The sequence below is a fragment of the Bacteroidota bacterium genome, from assembly GCA_039821555.1.
Taxonomy (GTDB): Bacteria; Bacteroidota; Rhodothermia; order Rhodothermales; family Rubricoccaceae; genus JBCBEX01.
Genome location: JBCBNX010000006.1, coordinates 219,045 through 237,793 on the forward strand (window position 1 = coordinate 219,045; position 18,749 = coordinate 237,793).

Genomic DNA, 18,749 nt, shown 5'->3' on the forward strand with positions numbered 1-18,749 from the left:
GTGCGGCCTGCTTTCGTTGGCCAGAGTATCCCGATGGGATCTCGGTGGCGGACGTCCAGGGACCACAGGCACGGGGACCTAAACGAACGCCCCCGACCGCCGCAGTGGCAGCCGGGGGCGTTGTGGTTTGAGGGGGCGTGAGCCCTGGCGCCTTAGCGCAAGCGGAAGGTCACCGGCAGCGAGAACTGCACCTTCACGGGGCGACCGCGCTGCATGCCGGGGCGGAACTTCAGATCGCGGACGCAGCGGAGCGCCTCGTCGTCCGTGCCGCCGCCGATGCCGCGCACAACCTGCGGGCTGACCACGTTGCCACGCTCATCCACGACGAACTGCACGAACACACGGCCTTCGATGCCAGCGCGTTTGGCCATCTCCGGGTAGCGGATGCAGCCCTGGAGTGCAGCCATGCCCTCAGCCTCGTTTGGCAGCAAGACCGGCTGTTGCTCCACGATGCGAAAGATCTCCGGCTCTTCGGGCTCGGGCTCGGGCTCGTCCGCAGCCGGCGGCGGGGGCGGCGGGGGCGGCGGCGCGTCATTCAGGTCGAGATCCATGTCGAGGTCGATCTCCTCGTCTTCGAGGAGTTCTTCGTCGGGGACTTCAACGGGGGACGGCGGCTTGGGCGGCGGCGGCGGCGTCTCGATCTGCTGCGTCTGCTCGATCTCCTCGATCTCGATGCGCTCCATCTCCATCTCGACGATCTCGAACTCCGCCTCGGCGCGGTACGGCGTGATGAAGGCCGCGAGCACGAGGCCGAGCGAGAGCAGCATGCCGATCTGAACCACGATCGGATACTGTCGCTTCAGGTCGGCTTCCGGGGCTTTGCGAAGGGCCATGGGATTCCTCTGGGCAGGTGGGCGAACGCGTTCCAAACGGATGGAGCGTCCAGGCTAGTCTTTTCGGGAATGGGAAAGGGGTCCGCCGCGTTCCGAAATCGGTCGGATCAGCACGTCGCGAGCGTGCACGAACCTACGGAGCGCGGGTCCCTTCAATCAAGCCAGACACGTCACGTGTCCGAAAGTTGCTCACGATGCTCGCGACGTCGCTCCCACCACAGCCAGTAGCCTACGCCGAGTACCATCCCGAGTCCGTCTGCCAGGGCGTCGTACGGGTCCGGCTTGCGCTCCCACGGGAGCATGCCCTGGTAGAGTTCGGTCCCGATGCCAAACACGATGCCGCCGACGAGGACCCAAGGCCATGCCTCTCGGGGCATCGCACGCATCCACAGTACCCCGAGCACGGCAAACAGCCCCAGGTGGGCCACCTTGTCGAACGAGAGCAAGTCGGGTGGCAGGTCCTGACCTGGAATCGAGAAGAGCGCAAGACACAGGAGCGTCCAGGCGAAGGCGGGGGATTTGCGATTTGAGATAGACGATTTTTGATTGGAGGACATGGTCGGACAGAATGGGTGGACCACCGCAAATCAGAAATCGAAAAGCACCTGCGGTAACAGGTTGACCAAGTCGCTCGCCTGCATCGAGCGCCCGTCCCGGCTGGCGGTGTAGCGGTCGGCGGCGGCAAGGCCGAGGTGGAGCGCGCAGACGGTGGCCTCGGAAGGAGCGGCGCCCTGGGCCAGGAGTCCGGCGATGCTGCCCGCGAGCACGTCGCCCGAGCCTGCCGTCGCGAGTGCGCTGTTGACCGAGGCCGCTACAAACGTGGGACCACCGGGCTGCCCGATAACGCTCGGTGCGCCTTTGAGCAGCAACACCGCGTTCCAGGCAGCGGCCCACTCTGGTACGATACACGTCCGGCGGTTCAGGTCGAGGTTGTCTGGATCCCCGCCCGACCCGGCGACGAGGCGGCGGAACTCGCCGAGATGGGGCGTGAGCACCCAGCGCGGTGAGTCGTAGCGATGGGCAATCTGCCACACCGAGTCGTCTGCCTCAGCGAGCGCATTCAGGCCATCCGCATCCAGAACGACGGGCGTGTTGGGGAAGTCAGTCGCGAACGCATCGAGCAGGCGAAGGACGAGGCGCACCGTCTCTGGGTCACGTCCCAGGCCCGGGCCGATCAGCACCGACTTGGCCTTGTCGGCGCGTTCCAGGATTGCGTCGAGCGCAGCCTCAGCGATGCCACCGCCTTCCGTCGTGGGCAGCCCGAGCGTGGCGATGGCGGGCGCCTGCGCGTCGATAGCGCGCTGCGTATCCGGCGTGGTGGCGCAGACGACGTAGCCCGCCCCGATCCACGCCGCGGCCTGCGCCGCGAGCACGGCTGCGCCCGTGTAGCCGTTCGAGCCCGCTACGACGAGCGCCATACCGACTTCGTACTTGTGCGCGTCCGGGGCACGTCCTGGCAGTGCCGCGCTCACGTAGGCATCGGTGGGGAGGTACGCGCACCCCGGCATCCGCATCACCTCGTCCTCAATGTGCTTCGGAATGCCAATGTCGACGGTTACGACATCGCCTGCGCAGACCTCGCCGTCGCCATGCAGGAGCCCCGTCTTTTGACGCCCCATCGTCACGGTGAGATCGGCGATGACAACGGCTTCGTCTTCTTCGACGCCCGTGTCGCTGTTGATGCCGGTGGGGATGTCGATCGATACCACCTTGGAGTACAGCACGCTCAGCGCCGCCATCGACTGGATGGGTTCCCGAAGCTCGCTGTTGACCCCGATGCCGAGGAGCGCGTCGATGGTGAGCTGGGGCCAGAACTTGTATTCGATTAGGTGTCGCATAGCGACCGCATCATGACTCTCATCTACATGGCGTAGTTCGAGCAAGCGTGTAGTGGAGGCAGCAAGGCGTTTCAGCAAGGCAAAGTTGAGCGCGGTCTCCGGGCTTGCGTTGTGCTCGGTGGCTGTCGTGAGGACGATGACCGACGCTCCCGCCTGGCTCAGGAGTCTTGCGACGGCTAACCCATCGCCGCCGTTGTTGCCCTTGCCCGCGAGGACGAGTACGTGCTTGTGCTTCATTGGCCCGTAGCGTTCCGCGATGGCACGCACGGCCCCGCGTGCTGCTGTCTCCATGAGCGTGAAGCCGGGGATGCCGAAGTCCTCCATCGTCGCGCGGTCCGCCTCGCGCATGGCGGCGGTGGAGTAGACGGGCGTGCAGAGGTCGAGGTGGCGCATGAGGTCGTGTGATCTGTCATCCTGAGCGAGCGCAGCGAGTCGAAGAGCTTGCCCTCGCGGAGGCGGGGGATCTGGGTCCAGCATTGCGCTCCGAAAAGGTCTGGAAGCTGGTACCAAGATCCTTCGACTCCGGTCCTGCGGACCCACGCTCAGGATGACACCGGGGAGAAGGCAATGGCTGGCTGCACCCTAACGTATTCTTACCCTCACACACTCTCGTCGCTACTTTCACACGTCCGCACCTCCATACGTCCACACTTCCCCCATGCCCCTCTGGACGCCGCCCGCCTCATGCCTCGACCGCGCGCACCTCACGCAGTACCGGGCCTGGCTCGCCAATCGCCCCGGGCTCGGCGTGCCCGACGCCGCACTGCAGCCCGACGCCGAGGGCTACGAAGCGCTCTTGCGCTGGTCCGTCGCCGACGTGGACCGCTTCTGGCAAAGCCTCTGGCGCTACTTCGACGTGATCGCGCACACGCCCGCGACGCGCATCCGTAGCGGTGGCCCAGAAGACGGCGGCGTTGGGCCGGGCACGCGCTGGTTCGAGGGCGCGACGCTCAACTACGCCGAGCATTCGTTCCGGCACCAGAACAGCAAGCATCCAGCGCTCATCTTCCAGTCGGAGCGCGGAGCGGCGGCCGGGAGCGCGCCTGTCGAGGTGTCGTGGGACGACCTCACGGCGGCTGTGGCAGCGTTTCAGGGTTTCTTGCGGAGCGAGGGCATCGGCCCTGGCGACCGGGTGGCGGCCTACCTCCCGAACGTGCCGCAGGCGGTCGTCGCGTTCCTCGCCACGGCGTCGCTCGGCGCGGTGTGGTCGTGCTGCTCGCCCGACTTCGGCGTGCGGACCGTCATCGACCGCTTCGCGCAGATCGAGCCGACGCTGCTGATCGCCACGGACGGCTACACCTACGGCGGCAAGCCGTTCGACCGCAGCGCCGAAGTCGCCGAACTCCGCGCCGCGCTGCCGAGCGTCCGGCAGACGGTCTTCCTCCCGTACCTCGACCTCGACGCGCCCACGCCGCCGCCCGTCAACGAAATGGGCGCGATCCGATGGGCCGACGCCCTCGCCGCGCACCGCACCGACGCGCCGCCGACGTTCGAGCCGGTGCCATTCGACCATCCGCTGTGGGTGCTCTACTCGTCGGGCACGACGGGCAAGCCTAAGGCGATCACGCACAGCCACGGCGGCGCGCTCCTGGAGCACCTGAAGTATCTCGCCTTCCACAACGACACGCATCCCGGCGAGCGCTTCTTCTGGTTCACGACCACGGGTTGGATGATGTGGAATGTCCTCCAGGCGAGCCTGCTCCTCGGCGGCGTGCCGGTGCTCTACGACGGCAGCCCCGGCCACCCCGACCTCGGCGCGTTGTGGCGGCTTGCGGGCGCGCTCCCGATCCACCACTTCGGCACGAGCGCGCCCTACCTCACGGCGTGCATGAAGCAAGACCTGCGCCCCGGCGACATCACCGACCTCTCCGCGCTCCGCTCGCTCGGCTCGACTGGCGCGCCGCTCCCGGCCGAGGCGTTCGACTGGGTCTACGACGCCGTCTCGCCCGACGTGTGGCTCTGCTCGATGTCGGGCGGGACCGACGTGTGCACGGCGTTCGTGGGCGGCTGTCCGGGCAAGCCCGTCCACCGAGGCCGCATCCAGGGCCGCGCGCTCGGGGTGGCGCTCGCATCGTGGGGCGACGACGGCGAGCCGGTAGGAGAGGGGTTAGGGGAGATGGTCGTCACCGAGCCGATGCCCTCCATGCCTGTCTTCTTCTGGGGCGACGCGGACGATGCTCGCTATCGGGCGGCGTATTTCGAGACGTACCCCGGCGTCTGGCGGCACGGCGACTTCATCGAGTTGTTCGACGACGGCAGCCTCGTCATCCACGGGCGCTCTGACGCGACGCTCAACCGCCGCGGCGTTCGCATTGGGACCGCCGAGTTGTATGCGGTCCTCGACGGTCTCGGCTTTCTCCAGGACAGCCTCGTACTCAATCTCGAACGGCCCGATGGCACCGACGTGATGCCGCTCTTCGTCGTCATGGCCGAGGGCGAGACGCTGACCGACGAACGCATCGCCGAGATCAAGCGCACGCTGCGTCAGGAATGCTCGCCGCGCCACGTGCCGGATGTCGTCGTCGCGGTGCCCGACGTGCCGTACACGCTCAGCGGGAAAAAGATGGAGGTGCCCGTCAAAAAGCTGCTCCTCGGTCTGGACACCGGCACCGCGCTCAACAAGGATGCTACGCGTAACCCTGCGGCGGTTGAGCACTTCGCTCAGATGGCAAATAGCTTCCGAGGCACCTATCTCGCGGAAAGTTGAGTTCGAGCGGAACCGAGCAAGGATTCATTGATTGACAATTTGTCTACAAGCGAACGTATGTCGATATGACCGCTCCGTCCATCACCGCGCAGCGCCGCGCCGAAGAGAAAGAACAGCGCCGCCAGTCGATCCTCGACGCGGCGGCGGTGGTGGTGGCGCGCAAGGGCGTCGATGCGCTCACGATGGGCGACGTGGCCCGCGAGGCACGGCTTAGCCGGGGGCTGGTTTACTTCTACTTCCAGGACAAGCTCGACCTCCTCGACGGCCTCGCGCACCGCGCCGTGGCGAGCCTCGCCGACCGCTTCCGTGCCGCCGTGAGCGCCCACGCGACCGGCTTCGACCAACTCAACGCCATCGGGCGGGCCTATGTCCAGTTCGCCCACGAGCGCCCGGTGCTCTTCGAGGCGCTCGCCCGCTTCGAGACGCGCGAACTCGACCCCGCCGAAGCCGAGCACAACGAAGCCGCGGCCATGGACCGGAGCCAAGAACTCATGGGACTGATGGTCGAATCCATCCTGCGCGGGCAAGCCGACGGCTCCGTACGCGCAGGACTCGACCCGATGAAGACCGCGATGACGCTCTGGGGCTTCACGCACGGCATGATCCAGGTCGGCGCCATGAAGGAGGCCATGCTCGAACAGCAGTTCGGCTTCGACGCCGACGCGCTTCTCGACCACGCGTTTGAGACGATCAACCTCGCGCTCGCCCCCGCTTGATCCTCTTTTTTTTGTACCTCTCATTGACGTTCTGTCAGCAAGCGACATGACGAAAGTACTAGCACCTCTCCTCGCCATCGCAGCGCTCCTCTTCGGGCCTGCACTGCGCGCCCAGGACGCGCCCGTATCCGCCCCCACCGCTGTGCTAGACGCCTACGTGGCCGAGGCGCTCGCGAGCAACCTCGCGCTCCAGCAGCAGGCGCTCGACCTCGACGCGGCCCGCTACGCGCTCGACGCGGCTCGGCGCAGCTTCTTCCCCACGCTCTCCGTCGAGGCGCGCTTCTCCCGTGCAGGAGGGGGGCGCACGATCGACCTCCCGCTCGGCGACCTCCTCAACCCGGCGTACGGCACGCTCAACGACCTCCTCGGGGCGCAGGGCGAGGACCCGTCGTTCCCAACGCTCTCCAACGAGACTGTTCCATTCCTCCGCGAGCAGGAGCAGGAGACGCGCCTCCGCGTGATCCAGCCGCTCTACGAGCCGCGCCTGAACGCGGCGGTCCGGCTCAACCGCCACCTCGTCGCGTCGCAGGAGGCCGGGGTCGAAGCGCTCCGGCAGCAGCTCGTGCGCGATGTCAAGGTGGCCTACTTCCAGTACCTCCAGGCCGAGCGCGCCACCGCCATCTTCGCCGCGGCGGGCGACCTCGTGACGGAGAATCTGCGTACGACCGAGCGGCTGCGGCGCAACGACCGCGTTCTCGCCGACGCCGTGCTGCGGGCACGCGCCGAGACGTTCGCCGTCGAGCAGCAGCAGGCCGAGGCGGCCGCCGACCGCGACCGAGCGCGCTCCTACGTCAACTTTCTCCTCAACCGCGCGCTCGACACGCCGCTGGAGCGCATCGAGGCCGAAACGCTGCCGGACGCTGCGCCGTCGACGTGGGTGCAGCCTGTCGTCCTGGCCAGCGCTGAAGCGTCCGTGGCAGACGACCCTGCGTTTGACGTAGCCCTCGCGGCCATGCAGGACGCGGCCGTGGCGCAGCGCCGCGAGCTCACCCAGCTCGGCGCCGCTATCGAGGCACAGCAGGCGAACGTATCGCTGAGCCGCGCGAGCTACCTCCCAAGCGTCGCGCTCGCCGTAGATGGTGGCATTCAGGGTGAGGGGTACGGCTTCACCGGCGACGCGCCGTACTACCTCGCCTCGGTCGTGCTCTCCTGGAAGCTCTTCGACTTCGGTGCGGACCGAGCCCGCATCCGCGAGGCGCAGGTGGCGGTCGAGCGGACGCGACTGACACGGACCGAAGCCGCGCAGCAGATCCGCCTTCAGGTGCAGGATGCCTACGACGCGGTCCAAGTCGCGCGGGCCACACTTACGACGGCCGAAGAACGGGTCGCGGCAGCGTCGGAGGGGTTCCGGCTCACGCAGCGACGTGTCGCAGAAGGCCAGCTCAACCAGGTCGCCTTCGTGGACGCCCGGACCGCGCTTACCAGTGCCGAACTCAACCTCAACGTCACCCGCTACGCCCTTCTCGCGCGCCTCGCCGATCTCGAATTCGCGGTCGGGAGCGCGGTGCTGGAGTGAGCAGCCTCCCCCCGCCTCGTTCCCCATGAAGGGTCACGAGGCTGTCCCCCTCACCTGTGAGGGGGACAGTTCGGCCGCCGTCCAGGCGTGTCGAACAGGGGGAGTCGCCGCAGCACATGCTCTCATCTCAACAGCTTCGCCTGTCATCATCATCGAGTCTAGTTATGCCGTTCTACCTTCGTCTCCTCATTGCTAGTGCTGGTGCGTGCGTCGTGCTGCTCCTCTGGAGCGGGTGCGGCGAGGCTATTGCTGATACGCCGCCGGTATCGCCCGCCATCCCTGTCGAAATCGCTGCGGTGGAGCAGGCGGAGGGGGCCTTGCCAATTCGCACGAGCGGGCGGCTCGCGCCTAAGTCCGAGCGCGTGCTCTCGTTCAAAGTTGGCGGCCTTGTCGCCCGCATCAATGCCGATGAGGGCGACCTCGTACGGGCGGGACAGGTGCTCGCCCGCATCGATCCCCGCGAGATCGACGCGCAGGTGCTCCAGGCCGAAAGCGCGCTCGACAAGGCGCAGCGCGACCTCGCCCGCGCGGAGCGGCTGCTCGCGGACTCGGTCGCCACGCTCGAACAGGTACAGGACGCACGCACGGGCGTGGAAGTGGCGCAAGCAGGCTACGACATCGCGGCGTTCAACCAGCGCTTCGCGACCATTACGGCCCCGGCATCGGGGCGCGTGCTGCGGCGGATGGCAGAGCCGAACGAGCTCGTCCAGCCCGGTCAGCCGATCCTCGCCCTCGGGACGACCGGCGACGGCTGGGTCGTCCGCGCCGGGCTGGCCGACCGCGACGTGGTGCGCCTCACCGTGGGCGACGTCGCCAAGGTCCGCTTCGGAGCCTACCCAGGCGAAGTGTTCCAGGGCCGCGTCACGGAGATCGCCAGCGCTGCCGACCTGGCGACGGGCACATTCGAGGTCGAGGTCGCCGTGCCCGACCCCGGCGGGCGGCTGAAGGCGGGCTTCGTCGCGGACGTCGAGATCCAACCCAGCACGGGGAGCGGCTATGCCGTCATCCCCATCGACGCGCTCGTGGCGGGCGACGGGACGACGGGCGCGGTCTTCACCGTCGATGCTGCCGAGATGGATAGCACCGGCTCGCATACCGTAGCCCGCCGCACGGTCGAGATCACCGCGCTCTCCAGCGACCGCCTCGCCGTGCGGGCTGGACTGGACGGGGCTGCGCACGTCGTCACGACCGGCGCGGCCTACCTCGCCGACGGCGACCGTGTGCGCGTGGCCGACGCGCCGTAGCTGACTCAGAAGAAACCCCCTGCTTGACACGCCTGAACGGCGGTCAAGCTGTCCCCCTCGCACGCGAGAGGGACAGTTCGAGGAGCGCATGCGACGAGAACAGGGGGGGTGCCACGCCAGACTTCGAACATTCACCTCGCCACCCACTCCAATGAACCTCCCCAAGCTGGCGATTGAGAACTACCAGTTCACGCTCGTCGTGGTGCTGCTCGCTACGCTGCTCGGCGCGCAGAGCTTCCTCTCGATGCCGCGCTCCGAGGACCCGCAGTTCGACATCGCGACCTCGCGCGTGATCGCCGTCTTCCCCGGCGCCAACCCCGAAGACGTCGAGAGCCTCGTCGTGGACCCGCTCGAAGCGGCGCTCTACGAACTCGACGACCTCAAGAAGCTCGAAACGACGATCCAAGATGGCCTCGCTGTCGTCGTCGCCGAGTTCGAGGCGTACGCCGATGCTGACGAGACGCACGACGAGGTGACGCAGGCTGTCGCGCAGGTGCGCCCGACGCTGCCGGACGGCGTCGCGGCGGTCAACATCATCCAGACCTCGCCGACGGATGCGACCATCTTCCAGGTCGCACTCACGAGCGAGACAGCGAGCTATCGCAGCCTGAAGCGCGAGGCCGAGCGGCTGGAAGACGCCTTCGAGCAGGTCGCGGGCGTGCAGCGCGCCACCGTGTGGGCGATCCCCGATCCGGAGGTGCGCGTCAGCCTCGACCTCGAAGCGATGCGCGCGCGCGGCGTGACGCTCGGCGAGGTGATGCAGGCCGTGCAGGGGCAGGCGCAGAACCTCCCCGGTGGGACCGTTGATGCCGGGACGAAGCGGTTCACGATCCAGACCTCCGGCGACTATGCCAGCCTCGACGAGATCGCGCAGACCGTCGTGCGCGCCGCCGACGGCCAGGCGCTCTACCTCCGCGACCTCGCTGACGTTGGGATCGCCTACGCCGACGACACCCACCGCGCTCGCCTCAACGGGATGCGTGCGGCGTTCGTCACCATCGTGCAGCGCGAGAGCACGAACATCTTCGACGTGCGCGAGGGGATCGACGAGGTGCTCGCCGCCGTGACGCCGACGCTTCCTGACGACATCGGCCTAGCCGTCGCGTTCGACCAGTCTGAGAGTGTCGACCGCCGGGTGGGCGGGTTCTTCGGCAACCTGCTCCAGGGGGTGCTGCTCGTCGGCATCGTGGTGCTGCTCGCGCTCGGCTTCCGCGCGTCGCTGATCGTGATGCTCGCGATCCCATCGTCTATCCTCATCGCGATCAACTGGCTAGACCTCGCCGACTACGGCCTCCAGCAGATCTCCATCGTCGGTCTCGTGATCGCGCTCGGACTGCTCGTGGACAACGCCATCGTGGTGACGGAAAACGTCGCGAGGTATCTCCGGGAAGGGCACAGTCGCTTCCGGGCGGCGGTCGCGGGAACGCGCGAGGTGGCGCTGCCCATCGTCGCAGCGACGGCCACGAGCGTGCTCGCCTTCGTGCCGATGATCTCGATCCAGAGCGGCACGGGCGACTTCATCCGGTCGATGCCGCTCACGGTCGTGTTCGCGCTCGGCGCGTCGCTCGTGCTCTCGCTGACGCTGACGCCGATGCTCGCGAGCCGACTGCTGAAGGGGAGAGGGAGTAGGGAGGAGGGAGTGGGGAGTGACGTGTTGCCTGCGGAACCAAATGAGTCACGCCCCACCCCCTACGCCCCACCTCCTCCAGCGAAGCGCCCGCCGCTCCAGCGGCTCCTCGACGCGCTGTCCGATCGGGCCTACGTCGGAACGCTGAACTGGGCATTGCGCCGGCCTCGGACGGTGGTAGCGATTGCCGTCCTCGCGCTGCTGGGAGCCGGGGCGCTGTTCCCACTCATCGGCGTGTCGCTCTTTCCGAAGGCGGGTAAGCCGCAGTTCCTCGTCAGCATCGAGACGCCCGAGGGCTCGAACCTCGACTACACCGACCGCGCCACGCAGACCGTCGAGGGCGTGCTTCGAGAACGACCGGAAGTCAAGACCGTCGCGGCAAACGTGGGGCGCGACAACCCGCGCGTCTACTACAACGTGATCCCGCGTCGCGAGCGCGCCAACGTCGCGCAGGTGCTCGTGGAGACGTACGACCCCAACCAAGTCGAGCCGCTGGTTGCGGGGCTGCGCTCACAGTTTGCGGCGATGGCCGGGGTGGACGTCGACTTCGAGGTGTTCGAGAACGGCCCGCCCGTGGAGGCGCCCATTGCGGTGAAGGTGCTGGGGCCGGACCTCGCCACGCTCGACCGGCTGGCGAGTGAGGTCGAGGCCATCCTCGACGGCACCGAAGGCACCGAGAACGTCACGAACCCGCTGGCGCAGCCGAAGACCGACCTCGCCGTGCGCATCGACCGCAACAAGGCGGGCCTGCTCGGGGTGCCCATCGCCGAGGTGGACCGCACCGTGCTCGCCGCGATGAACGGGCTGCCGCTCGGCACCTTCCGGGACCGCGAGGGCGAGGACTATGACATCGTCGTCCGCCTCCCGCTCACCGGCCCCGATGGCCAGCCGCGTCGTCCCGCACTCGGCGACTTCGACCGCATCGCCGTGGCGTCCATGCACGGCGGGGCGGTCCCGCTGCGGCAGGTCGCCACGCTCGAATTCGAGCCCGTCCCGACGCGCATCGACCACGTCGACCTCGCGCGAGCCGTCACCATCACCTCCGACGTAGACGTGACGGGTGGCTACAACGAGATCGCGGTCACCCAAGACGTCGTCCAGCAGGTAGATGCGCTCGCACTGCCGCCGGGCTACCGGGTCGTCTACGGCGGCAAGCTCGAAGCGCAGCAAGAGAGCTTCTCCAGTCTCGGCGCGGCGCTCCTGGTGGCCTTGCTTGGCATCCTGGCCGTACTGGTGCTGCAGTTCCGCTCGTTCCGCCAGCCGCTCATCATCATCGTCGCGATCCCGCTGGCCGTCATCGGCGCGTTTCCGGCGCTGCTCATCACCGGCTACACGTTCAGCTTCATGGCTTTCATCGGCTTCACGAGCCTTATCGGGATCGTGGTCAACAACTCGATCATCCTCGTGGACTACGCCAACCAGTTGCGCACGCAGGGCCGCACGGTCACCGAGGCCATCGCTGAGGCGGGGCAAACGCGCTTCACGCCGATCCTGCTCACGACGCTCACCACCATCGGCGGGCTGCTCCCGCTCACGCTGACCAACTCCGACCTCTGGAGCCCGCTCGGCTGGGTCATCATCGGTGGCCTGACCGTCTCGACGCTGCTCACGCTCGTCGTCGTGCCCGCTCTCTTCCGTTTGTTGACGCCGGAACTCTCGATGAGCGGCAGTGGAGAGACGGCCTAAGCCTCATCAGGAGCAGCGCGGCTATGACTGCTACTGGCTCGGATGCCCAGGTATGTCTTATGGGCAGCCCGAGAGCGAGCGTTCGCTGCAGCGCCGGAGAAGGCCACGCCAGTACAAGCCCGGGTGGTTCAACTCCCAACACTGACCGCAGGTGCCGCAGTGCAAGAGGTCATAGCCATACTCGTCCTCGCCCTTCTTGCCGATCTCAACAATGCCAAACAGGACGAATCGAGGTTTGGCCCACGCGTCCTCCTTCCGGCAGACGAAGCGCACGGCAGGTTGACTCCGGAAGCGCAGCACGAAGCGCTCGTACTCCGCCTCCAACTCGAAGCGACGGTATTCACGCTGGAAGCAGGCGGAGCACAACGGAATCTTCGTTAGACAGACCTGAGACCCTTGACCTACGACCTGCGGCGCGCTGGAAGCACCGTCCCGCTTGCCTCGCCGAAGCCGATGCGGAGGCCGTCGCGCTCGGCCGCCCCGCGTAGGGTCACGCGGTCGCCGTCGTCGAGGAACGTGCGCGTCTCGCCGGTGGAGAGCGTGAGGGGGCGGGTGCCGCGCCAGGTCTTTTCGAGGAGGCAGCCCGCCGTGCCAGGCGTTGCGCCGCTGACCGTGCCCGAGGCGAGGAGGTCGCCGGGGCGGAGGTTGCACCCGCCGACGGTGTGATGCGCTACGAACTGGGCGACCGTCCAGTAGAGCCCGCGCGCGTTCACCTGCGTGATTGGGTGCGGCATGTCCATCGCCGGGGTCTGAAGCGCAACTTCCAGCGCTAGGTCGAACGCCCACGGCGTGTCGGTCTGGAGGTAGGAAAGCGGTGGCGGGTCTTGTCCCGGTGCGGAAACTCGGAATGGGTCCAGCGCGGCAAGCGGGACGACCCACGGCGAGATGGTCGTGGCGAAGTTTTTCCCCAGGAACGGGCCGAGCGGGACATACTCCCACGCCTGGATATCGCGCGCGCTCCAGTCGTTGACGAGCACCAGCCCGAAAACATGGTCTGCGGCATTGTCAACAGCGATGGGCGTGCTGAGCGCATTGCCGTTCCCGATCACGAAGCCGAGTTCGAGCTCGAAGTCGAGTTGCTGACTGGGGCCGAAGCGGGGCGTGCCGCCGTCCGTCTCAGGGCGCCGCTGCCCGATAGGCCGCCGGATGTCGGTGCCGCTCACGACGATGGAGCTAGCGCGGCCGTGGTAGCCAACAGGCAGGTGCCGCCAGTTCGGCTGCAGCGCGTTCTCAGGGCCGCGAAACATCGTGCCCACGTTCGTGGCGTGCTCGCGGGAGGCGTAGAAGTCGGTGTAGTCGCCGACGTGCATCGGTAGGTGCATCGTCACATCGTCGCGCCGACGAAAGACACGGGCGCGGAGGTCGGCATCGTCGCGAAGCGTGGGCGTCTCAGCAGCGAGGAGGTGCTGGAGGCGAGCGCGCACGGCGTCCCACGAACGGCGGTCGAGCCCCATGAAGCGGTTCAGCACGGCGGCATCGAACACGGTGCCGCTGTCTCCAAGCGGTACGTCTGCGAACAGCCCAGTAGCCTCCAGCGCAGCGAGGTCGACCACATAGTCGCCCAGCGCCACGCCGACACGACGCTCGGCGGTACGTCCCGGCGAAAAAATGCCGTAGGGTAGGTTGCCGAGCGGAAAGTCGGAGCCGGGGGCGACCTCGACGAACGAGCGGAGTGAGGCAGACATAAGGAAGCGACGTGGGCGGGAGACCGCAGTCTACGCAACAGCGAGACCGCTTCGGCGTCTGTCTACGTTCAGTCCTCGGCCGCGCGGTCAGTCCTCGGCCGCGACGTGCTCGGCGCCAGGGGCGAGGCGGCGCGCGAGCCGAAGGGCGCCCTCGACGGGCTCGGCCTGCGGCCGGGCGATGCGCCAGTGCGGGAGGTGCCGCAGAAGTGCCTCGGCGATGCACTCGCGGTAGTAGCCTGGCGCGCTCATCTCGCCGACGAACGCGAGCCGCTTCTCGATGCCGTCGCCGGCTCGCGAGGCCAGCCAGCCGATCTGCTTGGCAAGCCCGTTGGCCTGCTGCTTGAGGATGCTCGTTGCCACCCAGTCTTCCTTTTCAGCCGCTTCTACCACCAGCGGCGCGAGCATCGAGATGGGTGCCTCGGTGCGATAGGCAAAAGCGGTCAGATCGTGCTGGGTGAGGAGGCCGTAGCGCTCGGCGAGCAGCACCGCGATTAGCGTGGGCGGCCCTCCGTCCATCGCGGCGGCCACGCTGCGCAGGGCGGCCAGACCGATGGCGTAGCCGCCGCCCTCGTCGCCGAGAAGCGAGCCCCACCCTCCGACGCGAAGCACGTCGCCGTCGATGGTGCGTCCGTAGGCAACGGAGCCCGCCCCCACGGTCACGATGGCGCCGCTCTCGCCGCCGAACGCCGCTTCGAGCGCAATCGTAGCGGCGTGCTCTACGGCCAACGGCGCGTCTCGAAGCACACGAATGTCGGACGTAGAAAACCGTTGGCGCAGGTCGGCGAGAAGGAGTTGCTGATCCTCGAACCGGCTTGCCCCGGCGACCCCGAGGCAGATGCCGCCGACAGTTGGCGCCGTGTTGTCAGGGAAGTCGTGGGCGAGCGCGGCGTGTATGTGGTCGGCTACGCGATCGGCAGTGCGCATGGCTCCATCGCGCAGGAGGTGCAGCCCGGCGCCGAGGTGTTGGGTGCACAGCGCTCCATCGTCCACGAGCACGTGCGTGTGTGTGTCGCCGACATCGAGGCCGAGAAAGAGGCGAGGGGAGGGCATGCTAGCGTGGTGGAGTAAGACGAAGGGTCGGCGCACTCGGCGCACTCGGCGTGTAGGTCATCGGCCGTTCCCGGTTGACCGTGTCGAGGGCGCGCGCAAGCGGCCCATGCGTGGTGACCGACGCGTGGAGGGTAGCTGTGGTGCGAGGGCGGTCGGAGCGGGACCAAGCGGTCCACTGCGCCGCGCTGCCCTGCCCGGGAAACGCGGGCGAGGTGCCCCCGCGCAGTGCCGTCGGGTGCCCCCCGAGTCCAAGGCGCGCTGGTGCGTAGCGCCGCTGGGCGGGACCGTGGATCAGGGTGTCGGAGGGTGAGCTCCAGATGGGAAACTGGAGCGCTTGCGGCTGGGTGTTCTCCCAGCGCCACGCGGCTGGGTCCGAGCCATAGGCAGCCCGTAGCGAGTCTATCGCGCGGATGAGGCTCAGCCGAGCATAGACGACCGCCGCTGAGTCGGGGCGCACAGGAGCGGGGGCGCCGGTGAGGGTCTCGTAGCGCCGGAGCCACCCGTCCAGCAACGAAGGAGCGATGGCGCGCGGGGCATACTGGTAGGACCAGCCCCGTAGGTACGACACGGCGTCCTCGAACGTGGGCGGCAGGTCGGAGCCAATCACCCCGAGCCAGGCTGGAACGGCCGCGGCTGCCCACGCGCTGTAGCGGCTCGTAGCGAGCGTCGCCGGATCGAGGGTGGGCGCGGTCGCGAGGAGGTCGGTCAGGTGATCGGCCGCAAACGACTGCGCAGGCTCGCCCCCGACGAAGAGGCCCCCGGGGAGTGCGCGTTGCACGGCTGGCGCGCCGAGCACCGTCCACGAAGCGCCCTCAGGCGCAGCGTCAAGGCGTAGGCCGTCGCCATCAACCAGCTCGAAGGCGGGAAGCTCGTCGGGCACGGGGTAGCCGAGTGCCTCAGCCAGCCGCGCCGTCCAGGCTGGCGTGTCGGTGCTGTAGCCAAAGCCACCCCACTCGAGCGCAAGCACGGGGGGGGGCGTCGCCTGAGGCGCCGCCGATGCCAGCGAGTCCGCCGTGGGGTCTGGTCCGTCGGCCAGGGCGAGGCTGTCGGGCTGCCCACGCAAAGGTATTGGGGGCGCAGAGCGGGTTGTGAGCGCGAGTTGGGTCGGGCTTCGGTGCACGGAGACGAGTTCCTCGCGGCCTTGGCGGTCCACGAGGCGGGCGTACTGCGCGGGCGGGTTCGTCTGGCTGGTGCCGAGGGTGAGATCGCTGCTCAGCAGCACCATCCAGCCGCCCTGGCCATGCGGTCCGGACGTGAGCGCACTCGGAGTGAGGAGCGTGCCTGGGATCGTGGCAAGCACGGCGTGTCGGTCGCCCCGCTCCATCGCTACTTCTAGCACCAGCGGCAGCGCTGAGGAGCCGTAGCCCTGCTGCACCATCCACGTGCGGGGCGGCGGCGCACCGGTGTCTGCTTCGGCCGCCGTCCCAACGTGCAAGGCCGTCCACGCGTAGCTCGCGCTGAAGTCGCCGAGGAACAGCGCGGCGCGAAACAGGCGGTCGCGCTCGGCGAACGCGCGGGCCTCGGCGGAGGCAGCAAGCCGACGCAGCGTGGCGTCGGCGCTCTGCACGCTGTCGGCAGGCGCCGAGGGGGGCGTCGTGAGCAGCGCCGGCGGGTCCGTGGCCAGGTAGGCGAGCAGCCGCTCGACGGCCAGTGCATGCCATGGGGCCCAGGGTTCGGGGACGACATCGCGCAGGACGAACTCATCGGTCTGGGCGATGGCAGGCTGCCGTAGCGCACGGTTGACGCCTGCTGCGTAGGCATCGAGGAGGTTCTGCTGGTCAAGCGAAAGTGCTGCGTAGGTGGCACGGGCTTGCGCGGGCAGTCCTAGCGTGTGGGCGTGGCGGTCGTAGGCACGGCCGCCCTCGCCAAACCAGGTTGCCAGTTGCCCGGTCGCAGCTTGTCGCCAGAGCATCATGGCCCAGGTCGACTCCAGCGCGTGCACGTAGCCTAGGGCTGCATACGTGTCGGCTAGAGACTGCGCCGAAATGGTTGGCTGATCGTCCTGCCAGCGCACGGTCACCTCCGCCCGCAGTGCCTCGACCGCCACGCGACCCGTTCGCGACGGCGTGGTGCCATAGGCTAGCAGGCCCACAACGACCAGAGTGGTCACGGAGAACAACACGAGCACAAGGACGGTGGCGAGGAGACGAGCGACCATGGAAACCGAAACGAGCGGTTAAAAACCCATCGAACTATAGAGACGTGGCAATCGGCGACGTTTATGTAACGAAACAACGACGCCCGCCCCGAAAGATCGCGCGCCCTACGCACACGGCGCTTAGCACCACGCGCACTACGCTGCTGCAGCCCGTCGCGCGCCTCCGTTTGCGAACACGCCTCTGCTCGTGAACATCCCTTTGTGCGCGGGCACCACCGTGCGGCCCCGTGTCAAAGTGCCTCTAGCATTTGCCGCAGGATATATACCTCCTCGGCATTGACCGTGTGACCCATGCCAGCGTAGATGCGCTGATCGACGCTAGCGCCGAGGCGCCGCATCACGTCGCCTGTTTCCTCGACACGGGTCAGCGGGATGTGCGGGTCTATGTCACTGCAGCCAAGGAAGACGGGCGTGCCGTGAAGCGCTCCAGAGTAGTCTCGGGGCGTTCCAGGCGGGCCGATCAGACCGCCTGAGAGCGCGCACAGGCCCCCATAGCGCTGAGCGTTCTGGGCCACGTATTCGGACGCGAGGCAGGCGCCCTGCGAGAAGCCTACGAGCGCCACCTTCTCACGGGAGACACCCGCCTCTGTGATCTCGTGGACGAGGGCGTCCAAACGGTTGAGCGCCGAGGCGAGGTACGGCTCGTTTTGCTCCAACGGGGCAAGGAAGCTGTACGGATACCACGAGGGGCCGTAGCCTACGACGGAAGCTTGAGGCGCGAGGTAGGCGAGGTCCTCGCGGTCTGGATCTGCCTCCTGGGCCAGGGTCAAGATGGAGCGAGCCGACGCGCCACGTCCGTGGATGAAGACGACCACGCCGTTGGCGTCGGAGAGCGGTGGGCCTGCAGCAACGACAGGCGAGCCAACGTGCGGATCGGACATGCGAGGAAGAGATGTCGCGCGGGAAGGTTGTCCCTGAGATGCCGCACCCCCGTCCGATGTTGCAGGTTCAGACTACGCTGCAGACTCGGCAGCACATCCAGCGAGCATCGGCTGTGGATTGTGTGATTAGTCCACCCATTGATGCTGCTGGTCAAGTTGTTGGCGCGTGAGAAACACGCCGCCGAAGCCTAACACGCAGGCGACACACAGTCCTCCGATCAGAGCGAAGTCGTACATGGAGGTGCCCCAGGCAAAGCCGCGTGCAAACACGATCACGCCCGGCATCACGCCCATCACTAGCCCTGCAGTTGCCACGACGGAGCGGATGTAGCGCTTCGGAATAACGCCTTGGCCGCCCGCAAGCGCTACCATCACGCCAAGGCCGCCTGCAACCGTCAGGGAGAAGGCATCGAAGCCCGAAACCAGATAGAGCAGATAGTCCAGGATCACGAAGGCCGTGAGCAGCCCGATGACCGGAGTCATGGTCGCGTCGCGTATCGCTCGCATAGCAGGAGGGTCCAGGCCACCTGTACGGCTCCACGAAGATGGAGCACCACCAAGTGGCACGGCGAAAAAGAAGCTCGTCGGTTTGAGAATTCCTCCGTGCGCGCGCCGAGGGGAAGGCGTCGGCGTAGGCATAGAGGCCCGCAACTCAGAACCAACCAAGCTGTGTACCAACCCGCTGTCGGCCGAGCACCTACGAGAAAACGAAGGGAACGTGCTTATTGACAGAGGACGTAAGAGACTCTAGGGGATTTACCTGTGGCTAGGCAAGGGGAAAAACTACCTTCATGCAAACTAAATGGTA

General features: G+C 67.5%; 14 protein-coding genes. 5 read left to right on the plus strand and 9 right to left on the minus strand.

What is annotated here, in order from left to right; all coding sequences use genetic code 11:
* Positions 1-152: 152 nt before the first annotated feature.
* From AAFU51_09915 to AAFU51_09925, 3 genes are all read right to left on the minus strand, one after another.
* A complete protein-coding gene (locus AAFU51_09915; protein ID MEO1571572.1) occupies positions 153-833 on the minus strand; it encodes an energy transducer TonB in 681 nt (226 codons plus the stop codon).
* 170 nt (positions 834-1,003) lie between these two features.
* The gene (locus tag AAFU51_09920; protein ID MEO1571573.1) at positions 1,004-1,390 is read right to left on the minus strand and encodes a VanZ family protein; all 387 of its coding nucleotides are present in this window, start codon (positions 1,388-1,390) and stop codon (positions 1,004-1,006) included.
* Between the two features lie 30 nt (positions 1,391-1,420).
* Positions 1,421-3,064: an NAD(P)H-hydrate dehydratase gene (locus AAFU51_09925; GenBank protein MEO1571574.1), complete on the minus strand. Its 1,644-nt coding sequence runs from the start codon at positions 3,062-3,064 to the stop codon at positions 1,421-1,423.
* Positions 3,065-3,329: 265 nt separating this feature from the next.
* On the opposite strand from AAFU51_09925, the gene AAFU51_09930 reads away from it, so the two are divergent.
* From AAFU51_09930 to AAFU51_09950, 5 genes are all read left to right on the plus strand, one after another.
* Complete coding sequence (locus AAFU51_09930) at positions 3,330-5,378, plus strand: acetoacetate--CoA ligase (protein ID MEO1571575.1); 2,049 nt, start codon at positions 3,330-3,332, stop codon at positions 5,376-5,378.
* A gap of 65 nt (positions 5,379-5,443) precedes the next feature.
* Positions 5,444-6,094: a TetR/AcrR family transcriptional regulator gene (locus tag AAFU51_09935; protein ID MEO1571576.1), complete on the plus strand. Its 651-nt coding sequence runs from the start codon at positions 5,444-5,446 to the stop codon at positions 6,092-6,094.
* A 46-nt stretch (positions 6,095-6,140) separates the two neighbouring features.
* Positions 6,141-7,610 (plus strand): TolC family protein, encoded by a 1,470-nt coding sequence (locus AAFU51_09940; GenBank protein ID MEO1571577.1) that lies wholly within the window; start codon positions 6,141-6,143, stop codon positions 7,608-7,610.
* A gap of 164 nt (positions 7,611-7,774) precedes the next feature.
* Entirely contained in the window at positions 7,775-8,854 is a 1,080-nt protein-coding gene (locus tag AAFU51_09945) for an efflux RND transporter periplasmic adaptor subunit (GenBank protein MEO1571578.1), read from the plus strand.
* A 151-nt stretch (positions 8,855-9,005) separates the two neighbouring features.
* On the plus strand, positions 9,006-12,167 hold the full coding sequence (locus AAFU51_09950; protein ID MEO1571579.1) for an efflux RND transporter permease subunit: 3,162 nt from the start codon (positions 9,006-9,008) through the stop codon (positions 12,165-12,167).
* Positions 12,168-12,224: 57 nt separating this feature from the next.
* Here the strand turns inward: AAFU51_09950 and AAFU51_09955 are convergent, their stop codons facing one another.
* The 6 genes from AAFU51_09955 to AAFU51_09980 all read right to left on the minus strand — a co-directional run bounded on the left by AAFU51_09955 (position 12,225) and on the right by AAFU51_09980 (position 18,424).
* Positions 12,225-12,533 carry a hypothetical protein gene (locus tag AAFU51_09955; protein MEO1571580.1) on the minus strand — a complete coding sequence of 103 codons (309 nt, stop codon included), beginning with the start codon at positions 12,531-12,533 and terminating at the stop codon, positions 12,225-12,227.
* 35 nt (positions 12,534-12,568) lie between these two features.
* Entirely contained in the window at positions 12,569-13,852 is a 1,284-nt protein-coding gene (fahA, locus tag AAFU51_09960) for a fumarylacetoacetase (protein MEO1571581.1), read from the minus strand.
* Between the two features lie 87 nt (positions 13,853-13,939).
* A complete protein-coding gene (locus AAFU51_09965; protein ID MEO1571582.1) occupies positions 13,940-14,902 on the minus strand; it encodes a BadF/BadG/BcrA/BcrD ATPase family protein in 963 nt (320 codons plus the stop codon).
* Between the two features lies 1 nt (position 14,903).
* Positions 14,904-17,060 carry a penicillin acylase family protein gene (locus AAFU51_09970; protein ID MEO1571583.1) on the minus strand — a complete coding sequence of 719 codons (2,157 nt, stop codon included), beginning with the start codon at positions 17,058-17,060 and terminating at the stop codon, positions 14,904-14,906.
* Between the two features lie 230 nt (positions 17,061-17,290).
* Positions 17,291-17,941 carry a dienelactone hydrolase family protein gene (locus AAFU51_09975; protein MEO1571584.1) on the minus strand — a complete coding sequence of 217 codons (651 nt, stop codon included), beginning with the start codon at positions 17,939-17,941 and terminating at the stop codon, positions 17,291-17,293.
* Positions 17,942-18,067: 126 nt separating this feature from the next.
* Positions 18,068-18,424, minus strand: a complete 357-nt coding sequence (locus AAFU51_09980) for a hypothetical protein (protein ID MEO1571585.1) — start codon at positions 18,422-18,424, stop codon at positions 18,068-18,070.
* Positions 18,425-18,749 lie beyond the last annotated feature (325 nt).

Excerpts from the sequence above, each read along its gene's own strand:
- AAFU51_09980 (MEO1571585.1), bottom strand. The coding sequence starts at position 18,424 with ATGACTCCGGTCATCGGGCTGCTCACGGCCTTCGTGATCCTGGACTAT.
- AAFU51_09930 (MEO1571575.1), top strand. The coding sequence starts at position 3,330 with ATGCCCCTCTGGACGCCGCCCGCCTCATGCCTCGACCGCGCGCACCTC.
- fahA (MEO1571581.1), bottom strand. The coding sequence starts at position 13,852 with ATGTCTGCCTCACTCCGCTCGTTCGTCGAGGTCGCCCCCGGCTCCGAC.
- AAFU51_09975 (MEO1571584.1), bottom strand. The coding sequence starts at position 17,941 with ATGTCCGATCCGCACGTTGGCTCGCCTGTCGTTGCTGCAGGCCCACCG.
- AAFU51_09970 (MEO1571583.1), bottom strand. The coding sequence starts at position 17,060 with ATGGTCGCTCGTCTCCTCGCCACCGTCCTTGTGCTCGTGTTGTTCTCC.
- AAFU51_09950 (MEO1571579.1), top strand. The coding sequence starts at position 9,006 with ATGAACCTCCCCAAGCTGGCGATTGAGAACTACCAGTTCACGCTCGTC.
- AAFU51_09940 (MEO1571577.1), top strand. The coding sequence starts at position 6,141 with ATGACGAAAGTACTAGCACCTCTCCTCGCCATCGCAGCGCTCCTCTTC.
- AAFU51_09915 (MEO1571572.1), bottom strand. The coding sequence starts at position 833 with ATGGCCCTTCGCAAAGCCCCGGAAGCCGACCTGAAGCGACAGTATCCG.
- AAFU51_09925 (MEO1571574.1), bottom strand. The coding sequence starts at position 3,064 with ATGCGCCACCTCGACCTCTGCACGCCCGTCTACTCCACCGCCGCCATG.
- AAFU51_09935 (MEO1571576.1), top strand. The coding sequence starts at position 5,444 with ATGACCGCTCCGTCCATCACCGCGCAGCGCCGCGCCGAAGAGAAAGAA.
- AAFU51_09945 (MEO1571578.1), top strand. The coding sequence starts at position 7,775 with ATGCCGTTCTACCTTCGTCTCCTCATTGCTAGTGCTGGTGCGTGCGTC.
- AAFU51_09965 (MEO1571582.1), bottom strand. The coding sequence starts at position 14,902 with ATGCCCTCCCCTCGCCTCTTTCTCGGCCTCGATGTCGGCGACACACAC.
- AAFU51_09920 (MEO1571573.1), bottom strand. The coding sequence starts at position 1,390 with ATGTCCTCCAATCAAAAATCGTCTATCTCAAATCGCAAATCCCCCGCC.